Source organism: Micromonospora rhizosphaerae, assembly GCF_900091465.1.
Taxonomy (GTDB): Bacteria; Actinomycetota; Actinomycetes; order Mycobacteriales; family Micromonosporaceae; genus Micromonospora; species Micromonospora rhizosphaerae.
Window position 1 is genome coordinate 1,423,844 of sequence record NZ_FMHV01000002.1, and the last position, 15,722, is coordinate 1,439,565.

At 73.4% G+C, this 15,722-nt stretch carries 14 protein-coding genes and 1 pseudogene; 11 read left to right on the forward strand and 4 right to left on the reverse strand.

Translation table 11 applies throughout. From position 1 onward, the window contains the following. Positions 1-80: 80 nt before the first annotated feature. The 3 genes from sepH to GA0070624_RS06940 form a co-directional block, all read right to left on the reverse strand. Positions 81-1,163, reverse strand: a complete 1,083-nt coding sequence (gene sepH / locus GA0070624_RS06930; RefSeq protein ID WP_091337674.1) for a septation protein SepH — start codon at positions 1,161-1,163, stop codon at positions 81-83. 184 nt (positions 1,164-1,347) lie between these two features. After that, positions 1,348-2,478, reverse strand: coding sequence for a phosphoserine transaminase (gene serC, locus GA0070624_RS06935; RefSeq protein WP_091337676.1), 1,131 nt, complete (start codon positions 2,476-2,478; stop codon positions 1,348-1,350). 245 nt (positions 2,479-2,723) lie between these two features. Then, entirely contained in the window at positions 2,724-3,830 is a 1,107-nt protein-coding gene (locus tag GA0070624_RS06940) for a citrate synthase 2 (protein WP_091337679.1), read from the reverse strand. 271 nt (positions 3,831-4,101) lie between these two features. Here GA0070624_RS06940 and pdxH point away from each other — a divergent pair, with 271 nt between their 5' ends. The 7 genes and pseudogenes from pdxH to GA0070624_RS06975 all read left to right on the forward strand — a co-directional run bounded on the left by pdxH (position 4,102) and on the right by GA0070624_RS06975 (position 10,229). Continuing rightward, positions 4,102-4,731 carry a pyridoxamine 5'-phosphate oxidase gene (gene pdxH / locus GA0070624_RS06945; RefSeq protein ID WP_091337681.1) on the forward strand — a complete coding sequence of 210 codons (630 nt, stop codon included), beginning with the start codon at positions 4,102-4,104 and terminating at the stop codon, positions 4,729-4,731. Next, positions 4,728-6,002 (forward strand): annotated as a pseudogene (locus GA0070624_RS06950) (MFS transporter); the annotation flags it as partial. The gene pdxH and the pseudogene GA0070624_RS06950, both read left to right, overlap by 4 nt. Before the next feature lie 124 nt (positions 6,003-6,126). Next, positions 6,127-7,056 carry an aldose 1-epimerase family protein gene (locus tag GA0070624_RS06955; RefSeq protein ID WP_091348312.1) on the forward strand — a complete coding sequence of 310 codons (930 nt, stop codon included), beginning with the start codon at positions 6,127-6,129 and terminating at the stop codon, positions 7,054-7,056. 17 nt (positions 7,057-7,073) lie between these two features. Further along, complete coding sequence (locus GA0070624_RS06960) at positions 7,074-7,676, forward strand: nitroreductase family protein (protein WP_091337686.1); 603 nt, start codon at positions 7,074-7,076, stop codon at positions 7,674-7,676. A 188-nt stretch (positions 7,677-7,864) separates the two neighbouring features. Beyond that, positions 7,865-8,170, forward strand: coding sequence for a type II toxin-antitoxin system VapB family antitoxin (locus GA0070624_RS06965; protein ID WP_091337689.1), 306 nt, complete (start codon positions 7,865-7,867; stop codon positions 8,168-8,170). A gap of 32 nt (positions 8,171-8,202) precedes the next feature. Beyond that, complete coding sequence (locus GA0070624_RS06970) at positions 8,203-9,366, forward strand: acyl-CoA dehydrogenase family protein (RefSeq protein ID WP_091337692.1); 1,164 nt, start codon at positions 8,203-8,205, stop codon at positions 9,364-9,366. Between the two features lie 98 nt (positions 9,367-9,464). Then, positions 9,465-10,229 (forward strand): DUF4230 domain-containing protein, encoded by a 765-nt coding sequence (locus GA0070624_RS06975; RefSeq protein ID WP_091337695.1) that lies wholly within the window; start codon positions 9,465-9,467, stop codon positions 10,227-10,229. A 56-nt stretch (positions 10,230-10,285) separates the two neighbouring features. Here the strand turns inward: GA0070624_RS06975 and GA0070624_RS06980 are convergent, their stop codons facing one another. Then, positions 10,286-10,492 (reverse strand): PspC domain-containing protein, encoded by a 207-nt coding sequence (locus GA0070624_RS06980; RefSeq protein WP_091337698.1) that lies wholly within the window; start codon positions 10,490-10,492, stop codon positions 10,286-10,288. A 269-nt stretch (positions 10,493-10,761) separates the two neighbouring features. On the opposite strand from GA0070624_RS06980, the gene GA0070624_RS06985 reads away from it, so the two are divergent. From GA0070624_RS06985 to GA0070624_RS07000, 4 genes are read left to right on the forward strand one after another with little or no spacing between them, the layout of a single operon-like run. Next, positions 10,762-12,132 (forward strand): L-serine ammonia-lyase, encoded by a 1,371-nt coding sequence (locus GA0070624_RS06985; RefSeq protein WP_091337701.1) that lies wholly within the window; start codon positions 10,762-10,764, stop codon positions 12,130-12,132. A 49-nt stretch (positions 12,133-12,181) separates the two neighbouring features. Next, positions 12,182-13,009 carry an ABC transporter permease gene (locus GA0070624_RS06990; RefSeq protein WP_091337704.1) on the forward strand — a complete coding sequence of 276 codons (828 nt, stop codon included), beginning with the start codon at positions 12,182-12,184 and terminating at the stop codon, positions 13,007-13,009. Then, positions 13,010-13,753, forward strand: coding sequence for an ABC transporter ATP-binding protein (locus GA0070624_RS06995; RefSeq protein WP_091337707.1), 744 nt, complete (start codon positions 13,010-13,012; stop codon positions 13,751-13,753). After that, complete coding sequence (locus tag GA0070624_RS07000) at positions 13,750-15,714, forward strand: DUF5941 domain-containing protein (protein ID WP_091337710.1); 1,965 nt, start codon at positions 13,750-13,752, stop codon at positions 15,712-15,714. The genes GA0070624_RS06995 and GA0070624_RS07000 overlap by 4 nt, the downstream gene beginning before the upstream one ends. The last annotated feature ends 8 nt before the right edge of the window (positions 15,715-15,722 follow it).

Here is a 15,722-nt window from a genome sequence, read left to right on the forward strand (position 1 = left end):
GCGCTCCGGACCGAATGAAGGCCGGTCTGGCGCCGCGCTGCGATCTGGAGCCGTCGCGCCATGCCAGGGTGTGCCCTGGATCAGGAGGATTCGCGGGCCGCCGGGCCGCTGCCGAAGAGGACGTCGTCCCAGCTCGGCAGCCGCTTGCGCGGCTTGCCGGCGGCGTCGGTCGACTCGCCGCCACCGGCGGCCGCCGCGGCGCCCGTCCGGCGCGGCCGGAGCACGGCCAGCGACGGCACGGCCGGGACCTCCTTCGGCGCGTCCGAGTCGTCGTCGAACGCCGAGCCCTGACCGCCGCCGAGCAGCGCTGCCGCGCCGCCGCCGACCGCCCGCTGCCGGGGTGCCTCCGGGCCGGCCAGCGCGGCCGGCGTACGCGGGTCCAGCCCACGGCCCGAAGTGGAGCCGACCGGCCGGTCCAGGGAGGCGAGCAGGGCGTCCCGCCCGGCGCGGATCGGGTCCCGACCCGGACGGGCGTGCTCGGCCGCGGCCGGCAGGCCGTGCCCGCCCCGGCTCGGCTCGCCGCGCGACGGGCCGGGCAGCGCGTGGCCGCCCCGCTCCGGCGCCGGCTCCTGACCGAGGATCGGCGTGGGACGCTCGACGCAGAGGTACTGCGCCATGTCGTCGTGCGGGGCGACGCTCTGCCGGGTCTTGTCGAGATCCCAGACCGCCTGCGCGGTGGCCTTGCCCGACGGCCAGGTGGCGATGATCCGCCAGGTGCCGTCGTCGCGCCGGTACGCGTCCCAGGAGATCTTCTCGGTGTCGATCCCGTGCTGGGCCAGCCGACCGTTGACCACGTCGGCCAGCGGGGTGGGCTTCTCCGCGCCCTTGAGCCGGGCGCGCCGGGCGTGCTGGGCCAGCATGGCCCGCTCCTGGAGCACCGGGCCCGCGTACCGCAGGACCCGGTCGACCGGGACGCCGGCGATCCGGGCGACGTCCTCGGCGGACTCGCCGGAGCGGATCCGGTGCTGGATGTCCCGTGGGGAGAGTGACGGCGCCGGACCGGCGGGGGCCGGCACCACCGCGAGCGGTGCCGCGCCGGGCTCGGCGTGCATCGCCGAGGCGACGCGTTCGTCGATGGGGAGGGCGAGCAGGCGCCCGACCTCGTCGGCGAGCACCAGAGCCTGGCCGTCCTCGGAGAGGGCGACGAAGCGTACTGGGCGCATGGCGTTGCCTCCGTCCCGCTTCGCTGGCCGTCACGCCACGAGCCGGCCACCCGGGCGTCTCGCACCACCGTACGCGCATCTGCCCGGAGGTGGGGGATGCGACACCCGGCATGTCGCGATTGAGCTGCGGCGATGATCACGGTCGGTGGCCGCCGGGGCTCGGACGGACACCCACCGTGACGGGTTACTGGAGTCGCGCCACCACGTAGTCGATGCAGGCGGTCAGCGCCTCCACATCGGCCGGCTCGACCGCCGGGAAGAGCGCGACCCGGAGCTGGTTGCGGCCGAGCTTCCGGTACGGCTCGGTGTCCACGATGCCGTTGGCGCGCAGCGCCTTGGCGATCGCCGAGGCGTCCACCCCGTCGGCGAAGTCGATGGTGGCGACCACGTTGGAGCGCAGCGCCGGGTCGGCGACGAACGGCGTGGCCACCTCGGACCGCTCGGCCCAGCCGTACACGATGCCGGCGCTCTCGGCGGTGCGCTTGGCGGCCCAGGCCAGGCCGCCCTGCGAGTTCATCCAGTCGGTCTGCTCCGCGGCCAGGAAGATGGTCGCCAGCGCGGGCGTGTTGTACGTCTGCTCCAGCCGCGAGTTGTCGATCGCGGTGACCAGGTCGAGGAAGGCCGGGATGTAGCGGCCGGACGCCTTGATCTCGGTGGCCCGCTCCAGCGCGGCCGGCGACATCAGGGCCAGCCAGAGACCGCCGTCGGAGCCGAAGCACTTCTGCGGGGCGAAGTAGTAGACGTCGGTCTCGCCGACGTTGACCTCCAGGCCGCCGGCGCCGGAGGTGGCGTCGACCAGCAGCAGCGAGCCCTCGTCGGCGCCCGCCACCCGGCTGATCGGCACGGCGACACCGGTCGAGGTCTCGTTGTGCGGGGTGGCGTACGCGTCCACCCCGGCCTCGGCGACCAGCGCCGGCGCGGTGCCCGGCTCGGACTTGCGGATGGTCGGCTCGCCGAGGAACGGCGCGTCCTTCACCGACTTGGCGAACTTGGCGCCGAACTCGCCGAAGCTGGCGAACTGGGCCCGGTCGCGGATCAGGCCGAACGTGGCGACCTCCCAGAAGGCGGTGGTGCCACCGTTGCCGATGATCACCTCGTGGCCCTCGGGAAGGGAGAAGAACTCGGCGATGCCGCGGCGCAGCCGGGCCACCTGGTCGCGGACCGTCTTCTGCCGGTGCGACGTGCCCAGGTAGCTGGTGGCCACGTCGGCGAGGGCGGAGACCGCCGCCGGACGGACCTTGGACGGCCCGCAGCCGAACCGCCCGTCGGCGGGCTTGATGTCGTCGGGAATCCGGATGGTCGGTGCGTCAGCCACGGTTGTCGAGATCCTTCCGCATGGCGAGGGCGGGCCAGTTCAGCGGGCGCGGATCGACGGCGGACGCGTGCGGGCACACGGCGCGGCCGGGATCCGGGCCCGGTCCGGCGACACTGCCGGCCTTCATCCTTGCACCCTGGTCGGCCTGCCCGACGGCTGGTCCCACGTCCCGCGGTGAGGCGTGCGCCACAGGACGCGCGAGGGGTCCCGTCCGCGCGGACGGGACCCCTCGCCGGGTACGCGGATCAGACGCCGTGCGGGATGGCGTCCCAGCCCTCGACCTCCTGCGGCTTCCGCGGGCCGGGGCCGACGTAGCGGGCCGACGGGCGGACCAGCCGCTGGAGCTTCTTCTGCTCCAGGATGTGCGCGCTCCAGCCACCCATCCGGGCGCAGGTGAACATCGAGGTGAACATGTGCGCCGGCACCTCGGCGAAGTCCAGCACCACGGCGGACCAGAACTCGACGTTGGTGGCGAGCACCCGGTCCGGGCGGCGGGCCTGGAGCTCGGCCAGGGCGGCCCGCTCCAGCGCCTCGGCGACCTCGAAGCGCGGCGCGCCCAGCTCCCTGGCGGTCCGCCGGAGCACCCGGGCGCGCGGGTCCTCGGCCCGGTAGACCCGGTGGCCGAAGCCCATCAGCCGCTCGCCCCGGTCGAGGACGCCCTTGACGTACCCCTCGGCGTCGCCGCTGCGCTCGACGGCCTCGAGCATGTTGAGCACCCGGGACGGCGCGCCGCCGTGCAGCGGGCCGGAGAGGGCGCCGATGCCGGAGGAGATGCAGGCCGCGGCGTCGGCGCCGGTGGAGGCGACGATCCGGGCGGTGAAGGTGGAGGCGTTCAGGCCGTGCTCGGCGGCCGAGATGAAGTACGCGTCGACGGCCTTGACGTGCCGCGGGTCCGGCTCACCCCGCCAGCGCTTCATGAAGCGCTCGACGATCGTCTCCGCCTTGTCGATCTCCTTCTGCGGCACCGCCGGCAGGCCGAGGCCGCGGGCGGACTGGGCGACGAAGGAGAGCGCGGTGACCGACACCCGGGCCAGGTCCTCGCGCGCCTGCTCGTCGGAGATGTCGAGGAGCTGGTTGAGCCCCCAGTAGGGGGCGAGCATGGCCACGGCGGACTGCACGTCGACCCGGATGTCGCCGGAGTGCACCGGGACCGGGAACGGCTCGGCCGGGGGCAGGCCGGGGCCGAAGCGCCCGTCGACCAGCAGCGCCCAGACGTTGCCGAAGGAGACCTGGCCGATCAGATCCTCGATGTCGACACCGCGATAGCGCAGCGCGCCGCCCTCGCGGTCCGGTTCGGCGATCTCGGTCTCGAAGGCTACGACGCCCTCGAGGCCCGGTTTGAAGTCGGACATGTCGTCTCCTGGCTTCCGGCTCGGTACGCCCGCCGCGGCCTCCTCCGGCCGAACCTTGGGCGACCCACAGGGATGTGTTCGTGACATCTTGCCTGGCAGGTAACCGAGTGCGCGACCCGCCGCGACTGTGCTGCACGTGACATCCCCGCGGGTGGACAAGCTCACCCTCTCGGCCAGACTGGGCGGTGGGGTCTGGCCAGCGTCGGGGGACGCGGGCGCCCCGGCGAGGGGGAGAAGGAACGTGACCGGCGACACACCGGCGCCTGCGGCCATGCGTAACGAGTACGCCGCCGACCAGGGCCTTTCCGAGACGGACCTGGCAGCCGACTGGTACACCCAGTTCGACCGCTGGTTCGCCGACGCGGTGGCCTTCCCCCTCCCTGAGCCGAACGCGATGATCGTCGGCACCGCCGACGCCGCCGGCCGTCCCAGCGGCCGCACCGTCCTGCTCAAGGGCTACGACCCGGACGGCTTCGTGTTCTTCACCAACTACGGCTCGCGCAAGGGTGCCGAGGCGGCCGCCAACCCGTGGGCCAGCCTGGTCTTCCCCTGGTTCCCAATGCAGCGTCAGGTGGTGGTCGCCGGCCGGGTGGAGCGGATCGACCGGGCGGAGACCGAGGCGTACTTCGCCACCCGGCCCCGCGGCTCCCAGCTCGGTGCCTGGGCGAGCAGCCAGTCGCAGGTGATCCCGGACCGGGCCGCGCTGGACGACGCCTACCGGGCGGTGGCGGAGCGCTTCGCGGACGTGGACCAGATCCCCCCGCCGCCGCACTGGGGTGGGCTGCGGGTACGCCCCGCGTCGGTGGAGTTCTGGCAGGGCCGGGTCGGCCGGCTGCACGACCGGTTGCGGTTCCGGCGCACCGAGCACGGCGACTGGGTCACCGAGCGGCTGGCGCCGTGACCGGAGTCAAGGAGGCCCGGCCGCGCGGGGCACGGCGCTGGGCGATCGATCTGCGCCCGCTGGGCGTGCCCGCCTACCGGCGGGTCTGGCTCGGCAACGGCGTGGCGATGTTCGGCTTCCAGTTCACCGCCGTGGCCGTACCGGTGGAGATGTTCGCCCTGACCGGGGGGTCGTTCTGGGTCGGTCTGCTCGGCGTGGCCGGGTTCCTGCCGCTGCTGGTTTTCGGGCTCTGGGGCGGCGCGGTCGCCGACGCCCGGGACCGGCGCCGGGTGCTGCTGGCGGGGGGCGCGCTGCTCTGGGCGTCGACCCTGGCGCTGCTGGCCCAGTCCCTGCTCCGGGTGGGCAGCCCGGTGCTGCTGCTCGCCCTGGTGGCGGTGCAGTCGATCGCGTTCGCGATCACCTCGCCCGCCCGCAGCGCGATCCTGCCGCGGCTGGTGCCGGACGACCTGGTCCCGGCGGCCAGCACGCTGAACTTCACCACGTTCACCGCGACCTCCGTCTTCGGGCCGCTGGCCGCGGGCCTGATCTTCGCCACCTGGCGGACCGACGTCGGACTGCCGATCGCGTACGCGGTGGACGCGCTGCTCTTCACCGTCTCGCTCTGGGCCACCCTGCGGCTGCCGGCGATGCCGCCGGAGCCGGACCCGGAGGGCGATGGCACTCCGCACCGGGCGGGGCTGGCCAGCATCGTGGACGGCTTCCGCTACCTGGCCACCACGCCGGTGCTGATGCTCTCGTTCGCCATCGACCTGATCGCGATGATCCTGGCCATGCCCCGGGCGCTCTTCCCGGAGGTGGCGCAGGAGCGGCTCGGCGGTGGCGGAGCGGTCGGCTGGCTCTACAGCGCCATCGCCATCGGGGCGATGGTGGGTGGCCTCACCTCCGGGTGGATCGGCCGGCTCCGGAGGCAGGGGTTGGCGCTGGTGGTGGCCGTGGTGGGCTGGGGTGTGGCGATCGCCCTGGCCGGGCTGGCCCGCCAGCTCTGGTTGGTGGTGCTGCTGCTCGCCCTGGCCGGGGCGGCCGACCTGGTCAGCTCGGTGCTGCGGCAGTCGATGCTCCTGGTCTACGCACCGGACCGGATGCGCGGCCGGCTGCAAGGGGTCAACACGGTGGTGGTGGCCGGCGGCCCGCGCCTCGGCGACCTGCGGGCCGGCATGGTGGCTGCCGGGTTCGGCACGACCGTCGCCTGGGTCGGCGGCGGCCTCGTCTCCGCCGTCCTCGCCGTGCTGCTGGTGGTGGCCTTCCCGGCGCTGTTGCGCTACCGCGCCGCCACCCGTCCGCCAGCCGGGACTGATCCGGCTCCGGATGCCGGAGGGCCCGGCGCCGCCCGGCCGGCGGGGAGGCGGGGTCGCCGGGTTCAGCGTGGGGTGCGGGCGACGGACTAAGGTCGCCGGCATGGACAGCGCCGTGCAGCCGTCACCCTCGGGGATTCAGTGGACCATCGCGGGCCACGGCCACGAGGCGGTCGTCGTCGAGGTCGGCGGGGGGCTGCGGGCGTACCGGCACGACGGGGTGGACTACGTCGACGGGTACGCGGCGGACGAGATCTGCCCCGGCTGCGCCGGGCAGGTGCTGGCACCGTGGCCGAACCGGATCCGCGACGGCGCGTACACCTTCGGCGGGCGGTCGTTGCAGCTCGACCTGAGCGAGCCGGCCCGGCACAACGCCATCCACGGCCTGGTCAACTGGGTCTCCTGGCACCTGGTCGAGCGGTCCGCCGACGCCGTCACCGTCGGCTACGACCTGCCGCCGAGCCCCGGCTACCCGTGGCCGCTGCGGCTGCGTACCCGGTGGAGCGTGGGGCCGGCGGGCCTGCGCGCGGAGCAGGAGGCGACCAACGTCGGCGACGAGCCCTGCCCGTTCGGCTACTCGACGCACCCGTACCTGCGGCTGCCCGGTGTCGCCGTGAACGACCTGTCGATGCGGGTGCCGGGGCGTAGCCGGGTGCTGGTGGACAACCGGCTGCTGCCGATCGGCACCACCGCGGTCGCCGGCACCGAGTACGACTTCACCGAACCCCGCCCGGTCGGCCCCGCGGTGCTCGACACGGCCTTCGGCGACGTGATCCGGGACGACGACGGCGGCTCGTCGGTGACCCTCACCGCCCTTGACAACTCCGCCGCCGTGCGCGTCTGGGCGGACCGGGAGTTCGGGTGGTGGCAGGTCTTCAGCGGGGACACGCTCAGCGGGGAGCGGCGCCGCCGCTCGGTCGCGGTCGAGCCGATGACCTGCCCGCCGGACGCGTTCCGCTCGGGCAAGGACCTGATCATCCTGAAGCCGGGCGACACCTGGCGGGGCGCCTGGGGCGTCCGGCCCGGGGCCTGAGCGGCGCGGGGGGCGGCATGGAGTTCGCCGAGGTGGTCCGGCGTCGCCGGATGGTGCGCAACTACGACCCGGACCGCCCGGTCCCGCCCGACGTGGTGGATCGGCTGCTGGATCACGCGATCCGGGCGCCGTCGGCGGGCTTCGCTCAGGGCTGGGGCTTCCTGGTGTTGGAGACTCCGGAGGACCGGGAGCGGTTCTGGACGGCGGCCACCCCGGGTGGCGGCGGGCGGGAGCGCTGGCTGGCCGGGATGCGGAAGGCCCCGCTGATCGTCGTGCCGCACGCGAATCGCTCCGCCTATCTGGATCGGTACGCCGAGCCGGACAAGGGTTGGGCGGACCGGTCGACCGAACGCTGGCCGGTGCCCTACTGGTACGTCGACACCGGCTTCGCCGCCCTGCTGATGCTGCTCACCGCCGTGGACGAGGGGCTGGGGGCGTGCTTCTTCGGCATCCCCCCGCACCGGATCGACGCCTACCGGGCGGCGTTCGGGGTGCCCGAGGAGTACCAGCCGATCGGCGCGGTGACGGTGGGTTACCGGGCTCCCGACCACCGATCGCCGTCGCTGCGGCGTGGGCGGCGGCCGGTCGGCGAGGTGGTCCGGCGGGGGCGGTGGAGCTGATCGGCGGCGGGTGGTCCCGGTTCGGGCCGGACCGCCGTTGAGTGCCGGCTCAGGGAACCAGACATGAGGGAGTAAAACGCGATGCGGCGAGGGCGGCTAGGCTGGCACGGACATCTTCAGCCCCGGCGCCACGCCATCACCCGGCGCGGCGTTCGGGGCCGGCCGGGCCAGGGGGAGGGGAGCGTGCCGTGATCTTCAGGGCGGTCCGGGACGGGCGTCCCTACCCGGAGCACAACCTCACGCTCAAGCAGTGGGCGGAGATCCCGCCGCGTCCGCTGCGGCTGGACCAGCTCATCACCACCAAGCGGGAGTTGGCCCTGGACAAGCTCCTCGCCGAGGACTCCACCTTCTACGGTGATCTCTTCCCGCACGTGGTGCAGTGGAACGGCGGCCTCTACCTGGAGGACGGCCTGCACCGGGCGCTGCGCGCGGCGCTCCAGCAGCGCAACCAGATCCACGCCCGGGTCCTGGTGCTCAGCGGCGACGCCGAGTGACGACCGCCTGAAGAATCGTTAAGGTGGCCCCCATGACCGCACCCCTTGACCTGCTGGAGATCGACGCGTCGCTGGGCGAGGAGGAGCGGCAGATCCGCGCCGTCGTGCGCCAGCTCGTCGATGATCGGGTACGCCCGCACGTCGCCGGCTGGTACGAGGAGGGCCAGGTGCCCGCCCGCGAGCTGGCCCGGGAGTTCGGCAAGCTCGGCCTGCTCGGCATGCACCTGACCGGGTACGGCTGCGCCGGTGCCTCGGCGGTCGCGTACGGGCTGGCCTGCCTGGAGCTGGAGGCCGGCGACTCCGGCGTCCGCTCGCTGGTCTCGGTGCAGGGCTCGCTGGCCATGTACGCCATCTGGCGGTACGGCAGCGAGGAGCAGAAGCAGCGCTGGCTGCCGACGATGGCGGTCGGCGAGGCGATCGGTTGCTTCGGGCTGACCGAGCCGGACCACGGCTCCGACCCGGCCTCGATGGCCACCCGGGCCCGCCGGGACGGCGACGACTGGATCCTCAGTGGCACCAAGATGTGGATCACCAACGCGCCGATCGCCGACGTCGCGGTGATCTGGGCGCGTACCGAAGAGGGCGTGCGCGGCTTCGCCGTACCGATGGACACGCCCGGGGTGACGGCGCGGGAGATCCGGCACAAGATGTCGCTACGCGCGTCGGTCACCGGCGAGATCGCCCTCGACGACGTCCGGCTCCCGGCCGACGCCCGGCTGCCTGAGGCGATCGGGCTCAAGGCGCCGCTGAGCTGCCTGAACGAGGCCCGGCACGGCATCGTCTGGGGCGCGCTCGGCGCGGCCCGCGACTGCCTGGAGACCGCCCTGTCGTACGCGGCCACGCGGACCCAGTTCGGCCGGCCGCTGGCCGGTTTCCAGCTCACCCAGGCCAAGCTCGCCGACATGGCGGTCGAGTGGAACAAGGGCCTGCTGCTGGCGCTGCACCTGGGTCGGCTCGCCGACGCCGGCAGACTGCGTCCCGAGCAGGTCAGCGTGGGCAAGCTGAACAACGTCCGGGAGGCGCTCGCGATCGCCCGGCAGTGCCGGACGATCCTCGGCGCCAACGGCGTCTCCGGGGAGTACCCGGTGATGCGGCACGCCAACAACCTGGAGAGCGTGCTGACCTACGAGGGCACCTCGGAGATCCACCAGCTGGTCATCGGGCAGCGGCTGACCGGGCTCTCGGCGTTCGCCTGACCTGCGCTTTCATCGCTGCGGATCGCTCGCCGCGCGCGCGTCGTACCGGGGACGTACCGTCATCATCAGGCGACGTTCTGACGAGGACGGTGAGGGCCATGGCCCGCGACGGTGAGATCAACGAGCCCACCAGGGAGTTCCCCGGCTACCCGACCGGTGAGTCGGTGCGGGCCCGGTCGGAAGACGTCACCCCCGAGCCGGCGCCGGGCGCTCCGGCGTCGGGCGGGCCGGCCCGGGGCCTGCTCGGGGTGCTCGGCGCGGTCGCGCTGGCGGTGGTGGTGCTGCTCGGCGTGCAGGCCACCGGGATCCTGCCGGAGTTCCGCAACCCGTTCGCCAAGCAGCAGACCGACCGGAGCCAGCCGCCGCTGCTCAAGTCCATCCGCGACCTCAGCCGCTACGTCGCCGCCGAGGGCAACTTCCAGGTGGTGGTCGACCTGCAGCACGACCGCAACAACGTGCCGGAGTTCCTGCTCAACCAGCGGACGCTCTTCGTCGGGGCGGGCACGATCGAGGCGTACGTCGACTTCGCCAGGATCTCCGACGGGGCGGTGGTCGTGTCCCCCGACGGGAAGTCGGTGGAGATCAAGCTGCCCGCGCCGCAGCTCGGCGAGACCAACCTCGACCTGGAGAAGAGCTACGTCTTCGCCGAGCAGCGCGGCCTGCTCAACCGGCTGAGCGACCTGGTGGCCGGCGACCCGAACCGGCAGCAGCAGGTCTACCGGCTGGCCGAGGAGCGGATCACCGCCGCCGCCCGGGAGAGCGGGCTGACCGCTCGCGCCGAGGAGAACACCCGCAAGATGCTGGAAGGACTGCTCCGCTCCCTGGGCTACGAAAAGATCACCGTCAGCTACACCGCCCCCTGACCCCGTACGCGCCCGCGCCCGCCGGGAAGACCCGGGGGCGGGCGCGGGGCGGTGCGTCAGTAGCGGGTGGCCGGGTAGCGGTCCTCGTTGGGCATGAGGACCCAGAGGATCAGGTAGACGATCACCTGGGTGCCGGGCAGCAGCAGCGACAGCAGGAACAGCAGCCGGACCATGCCGGCCGACACGCCGAACCGCTGGGCCAGGCCGGCGCAGACGCCGGCGATCATGCGCCCCTGGCGGGGCCGGACCAGTTTGCGACTCATCGTCGATCTCCCACTCTGCGGCGATCCGCCGCGTTGGAATCAACGGTAGGAAGGGGTGCCCACCGCGCCCTCGGTCCCGAGGAGGATCGGCGACCATCGGACCCGTAGGGACTTACCCCGTCCGGGGGACAGGCGCTCACCGCGGCGGGTAGGCTCGCCGGTCGGCGCCGCCCACACCCCGGGCGGCGGCTCCCGACGACCGTTCCGACCAGGGCGGTCGCGACCCGGCCGGACCCGCACAATGGGTATGACGGCGAGGAAGTGCAGCCATGATCAGTGTTTTCGACCTCTTCAGCGTCGGCATCGGGCCGTCCAGCTCCCATACCGTGGGGCCGATGCGGGCCGCCCGGACGTTCGTGACCGGGCTCAAGGCCGACGGGCTGCTCGCCGACACCGCCCGGGTGCAGGCCGAGCTCTTCGGGTCGCTGGGCGCCACCGGGCACGGCCACGGCAGCGACCGGGCGGTGCTGCTCGGGCTGGAGGGCGAGGCGCCGGAGACGGTCGACACCGACAGCGTCGGGCCGCGGGTAGCCCGGATCCGGGCCGAGCGACGAATCAGCCTGCTCGGTGCCCAGGAGATCGACTTCGACCCGGACCGGGACCTGGTGCTGCACCGCCGCCGCTCCCTGCCGTACCACCCGAACGGGATGACCTTCGTCGCGTACGACGGCAAGGGCGAGCAGCTGCGCGGCCGCACCTACTACTCGGTCGGCGGCGGGTTCGTGGTCGACGAGGCGGCCGCCGGGGCGGACCGGATCACTCCGGACACCACCCGGGTGCGGTACCCGTTCCTCACCGGCGCGGAGCTGCTGGCGGTCACCACCGGCAACGGGCTGTCGATCAGCGAGGTGATGCTCGCCAACGAGCTGTCCTGGCGTACCGGGGGCGAGGTGCGGGCCGGGCTGCTGGAGATCTGGCGGGTGATGCGGGAGTGCGTCGAGCGGGGCTGTGAGCGGGATGGCGTACTCCCCGGCGGGCTGAAGGTGCGGCGCCGGGCGGCCGAGCTGCGCCGCAGCCTGGAGGCGGATGCCGGCACACCCGACCCGCTGCGGGCGATGGACTGGGTCACCCTCTTCGCCCTCGCGGTGAACGAGGAGAACGCGGCCGGCGGTCGGGTGGTCACCGCGCCGACCAACGGGGCCGCCGGGATCATCCCGGCCGTGCTGCACTACTACACCCGGTTCGTGCCGGGCGCCTCCGACGAGGGGGTGGTCCGCTTCCTGCTCGCGGCCGGGGCGATCGGCGTGCTGTTCAAGGAGAACGCGTCGATCTCCGGTGCCGAGGTCGGCTGCCAGGGCGAGGTCGGCTCGGCCTGCTCGATGGCCGCCGCCGGGCTTGCCGAGGCGCTGGGCGGCACCCCCGAGCAGGTGGAGAACGCGGCCGAGATCGGCATGGAGCACAACCTCGGGCTCACCTGCGACCCCGTGGGTGGCCTGGTGCAGATCCCGTGCATCGAGCGGAACGCGGTGGCTAGCATCAAGGCGATCACGGCGGCCCGGCTGGCGCTGCGCGGCGACGGGGTGCACGCCGTCTCGCTGGACAAGGTCATCAAGACCATGCGGGAGACGGGCGCCGACATGAAGGTCAAGTACAAGGAGACGGCGCGGGGCGGCCTCGCGGTCAACGTGATCGAGTGCTGAGCCCGCCGGGGTGACCCTCTCGCACCCCAAAGGTCGGCGAGGAGGGGCGGTGACGTCAGGCGTCGGGGCGCTCTGGTCGGCCCGCCACCCGCTGCGCATCCTGGTCAAGCGGGATCTGGCGGTCAAGTACCAGCAGTCCGTCCTGGGCTACCTCTGGTCGCTGATCGAGCCCCTCGGCATGGGCGCGATCTACTGGTTCGTCTTCGGCGTGCTCTATTCCGGTGACACTCGTCGGCACCTGGGGGACGCGGCGGACTCGTACCCGCTCTTCCTCATCACCGGCATCTTCGCCTGGATGTGGGCCAGCTCGGCGATCAGCGAGGCGACGAACGCGCTGACCGGCCAGGCCCGGCTGATCACCACGATGAACGTGCCCCGCCAGGTCTTCCCGATCGGCCGGGTCACCGGCCGGTTCGCCGAGTACGCCGCCGGCCTGCCCATCCTGATCGGCATCGCCGCGGTGTACGCCGCGCAGGGGAAGATCCATCCGGGGTGGACGCTGTTCTCGCTGCCGCTCGCCGTCGCGGTGCAGCTGATCCTGCTGGTGGGGATCTCGCTGCTGCTGTCGGCGCTCAACGTGCTGATGCGGGACATCGAGCGGTTCATGCGGCTGATCATCCGGGTGCTCTTCTACGCCACCCCGATCATCTATCCGCTCAGCCTGGTCCGGGACTCCGGAATGCCGACCTGGGTCAAGGTCGGCTACGAGCTGAACCCGCTGGTCGGCATCTTCCAGCTGCAGCACGCGATCTGGTACCCGGACGAGTTCCCGGACGCCCGGCTGCTCGCCACCAGCGTGCTGGGCAGCCTGCTGGTGCTGGCGGTCGGCTGGTGGTCGTTCCGCCGGCTCGAACCCGCGGTGCTCAAGGAACTGTAGATGTCGGTGATCATCGAGGCGGAGGACCTCGGCATCCGGTTCGTCCGCAACCGGCGCCGCCAGCTGCGGCTGCGGGAGCTGCTCATCCACCGAGGCCGGCGGAACCTCGCCGCCGGCCAGTTCTGGCCGCTGCGCGACGTGTCGTTCCGGATCGAGCCGGGCGAGACCGTCGGGGTGGTCGGCCGCAACGGTAGCGGCAAGAGCACCCTGCTGCGCCTCATCGCCCGGGTGCTGATCCCCGACGAGGGCCGGATCCGGGTCAACGGCGACGTAGCCCCGCTGCTGGAGCTCTCCGCCGGCTTCTCCAACGACCTGACCGGCCGGGAGAACCTCTACCTGGTCGGCGGTCTGCACGGGCTCTCCACCGGCTACCTGCGCCGGCACTTCGACGAGATCGTCTCGTTCGCCGGCGAGCAGATCGAGCGCTCGATCGACACGTCGGTCCGACACTACTCGTCCGGGATGAAGGTCCGGCTCGGCTTCGCCGTCATCGCCCACCTGCCGCACCCCATCCTGCTCGTGGACGAGGTGACCGCGGTCGGGGACGCGGAATTCCGCGCGAAGTGCTATGCGACCATCGAGCGACTTCTCGCGGAAGGGCGCACGCTGGTGCTGGTGTCACACAACGAAAAGGATCTGACCCGCTTCTGCCGTCGGGGGCTCTACCTCGACGCCGGGCGGCTGACCGTGGACGGGACGATCGACGAGGCGCTGCAGGCATACGCCGGCGCGGCGCAGTCGTGACGCTCGCGATCGTGCTCGCCGGCGAGCCGGCGGCGAGCCTGCGGACCGGCGGCGGGGAGAGCCTGGCCGACCGGCTGGCCGGGCAGTGGCGCCGGGCCGGCGTGGCCGACGTCCGCGTCGCCGCCGACCCGGGTGAGCTGGCCGCGCTGGCGGCGGCCGCCACCGGGCCCGTGATCGTCAGCGGCGCGGACCTGGTCGCGCACACCGCCGTCCTCAAGCACCTGGCCACCAGCCCGGTCGGTCCGACGGTGGCGCTGGTGCTCACCGACCCGCCCGCGCCCGGGCAGGTCGCGGTCCGGGAGGAGCGCGGCCAGGTGGTCGCCGCCGGGCCGCCCGGCGAGCTGGGCGAGGCGGCGACCGGGATCTTCGGCGGCGCGCTCCGGGTCGGCCCGGCCGACCTCCCGGCGCTGGCGGCCGCCGCCCGCGCAGCCGCCGCCGCAGCGGACGGCTCCGCCGTGGACCGGCTCTTCGCCGAACTCACGGCGCGCGGCACCCTGACCTTCGCCCACCGGGTACGTCTGCTGGTCGCGCACCGGGTCACCACTCCCGCGGAGCTGGCCGCCGCGGAGGCGGCGGTGGCCGCGGTCGACGAGGACAAGGCCGAACTGCGGCTCTCGGTGAAGGAGCGGGACGACTTCTTCACCACGTTCTTCGTCAGCACCTGGTCGCCGTACGTCACCCGGACCGCCGCCCGGCTCGGGCTCGGCCCGACCGCGGTCACCATGATCTCGGTGCTCTTCGCGGTGGCCGCCGCCGTGCTCTTCGGCGTCGACGGGCGGCCCGCGCTGGTCGCCGGGGCGGCGCTGCTCTACCTCGGCTTCGTGCTGGACTGCGTGGACGGCCAACTGGCCCGCTACACCCGCCGCTTCAGCGCCTGGGGCGGCTGGCTGGACACGATGGCCGACCGGGCCAAGGAGTACCTGGTCTACGCCGGCCTCGGCTACGGGGCCACGCACGCCGGGTTCCGGTACGGCTGGGCGCTGGCGATCGCCGCGATGACCCTGCAGACCGTCCGGCACATGACCGACACCTGGTACGGCGTCCTGCACGACGAGGCGGCTCGGCGGCCCCGCGCGGCCACCACCGACGCCGGTGGCCTCGGTGGGCGGCTGAACGCCGCGTCGACCCGGGTGCAGGCGGACACCGGCTCGGTGTCGTACTGGCTGAAGCGGACGGTGGTCTTCCCGATCGGCGAACGGTGGGCGCTGATCGCGCTCACCGTGGCGCTCTTCGATCAGCGGGTCGCGCTGTGCGCGGTGCTGGTCTGGGGCGTGCTGGCGTTCGCGTACACCGGCGCGTTGCGGACCCTGCGGGCCCGGTGGATGCGGGTGCCGGTGATGTCGACGGTTGACGCCACGCTGCACCGCGACGACGGGCCGCTGGTCCGGTGGCTGCCGCCGCTGCGGCGGCCGGGTCCGCTGCCGCTGGCGGTGCTCGGCGTGCTGGGCGGGGCGGCGCTGCTGGTCAAGGGGCTGCTGGCGGCCCGGGCCGACGAGGCGGCGCCCGGCTGGGCGGTGCCGCTGGCGCTGCTGGTGCTGCTCGCCGCCGGGCTCGGGGCGAGGGCGGCACACGACGGACCGCTGGACTGGCTGGTGCCGGCCGCGCTGCGGGCCGGGGAGTACCTGTACGCGATCGCGCTCGGGCTCGCCGGTGGCGTGCCCGCCTGGCTGATCTTCGGGTACGTCTTCGTGCTCACCCTGCACCACTACGACCTGACCGCCCGGCTGGAGAAGCGGCAGCCGGCGCCGCCGCTGCACGCCGCCACGTTCGGCTGGGACGGCCGGTCGGCGCTCCTCGCGGTGGCGTCATTCGCCGGATTCGCCAGTATCGGCATGGCTACACTCGGTACGTACCTTCTCGTGGTTTTCGTCGCCAGCGTGGTGCTGGCCTGGGTGGTCCTGCCGGCCCGCACGCGACGGACGCCGCCCACAGTGGGCGGAGGTGACCGCGTCCCGGGCTGACGGAGGGC

Bases quoted from the DNA above. Each gene is read 5' to 3' on its own strand.
- GA0070624_RS06940 (WP_091337679.1), bottom strand. From the start codon at position 3,830: ATGTCCGACTTCAAACCGGGCCTCGAGGGCGTCGTAGCCTTCGAGACC.
- GA0070624_RS06980 (WP_091337698.1), bottom strand. From the start codon at position 10,492: ATGAGTCGCAAACTGGTCCGGCCCCGCCAGGGGCGCATGATCGCCGGC.
- GA0070624_RS06960 (WP_091337686.1), top strand. From the start codon at position 7,074: ATGGAGTTCGCCGAGGTGGTCCGGCGTCGCCGGATGGTGCGCAACTAC.
- sepH (WP_091337674.1), bottom strand. From the start codon at position 1,163: ATGCGCCCAGTACGCTTCGTCGCCCTCTCCGAGGACGGCCAGGCTCTG.
- GA0070624_RS06985 (WP_091337701.1), top strand. From the start codon at position 10,762: ATGATCAGTGTTTTCGACCTCTTCAGCGTCGGCATCGGGCCGTCCAGC.
- GA0070624_RS06955 (WP_091348312.1), top strand. From the start codon at position 6,127: ATGGACAGCGCCGTGCAGCCGTCACCCTCGGGGATTCAGTGGACCATC.
- pdxH (WP_091337681.1), top strand. From the start codon at position 4,102: ATGCGTAACGAGTACGCCGCCGACCAGGGCCTTTCCGAGACGGACCTG.
- GA0070624_RS06975 (WP_091337695.1), top strand. From the start codon at position 9,465: ATGGCCCGCGACGGTGAGATCAACGAGCCCACCAGGGAGTTCCCCGGC.
- GA0070624_RS06970 (WP_091337692.1), top strand. From the start codon at position 8,203: ATGACCGCACCCCTTGACCTGCTGGAGATCGACGCGTCGCTGGGCGAG.
- GA0070624_RS06995 (WP_091337707.1), top strand. From the start codon at position 13,010: ATGTCGGTGATCATCGAGGCGGAGGACCTCGGCATCCGGTTCGTCCGC.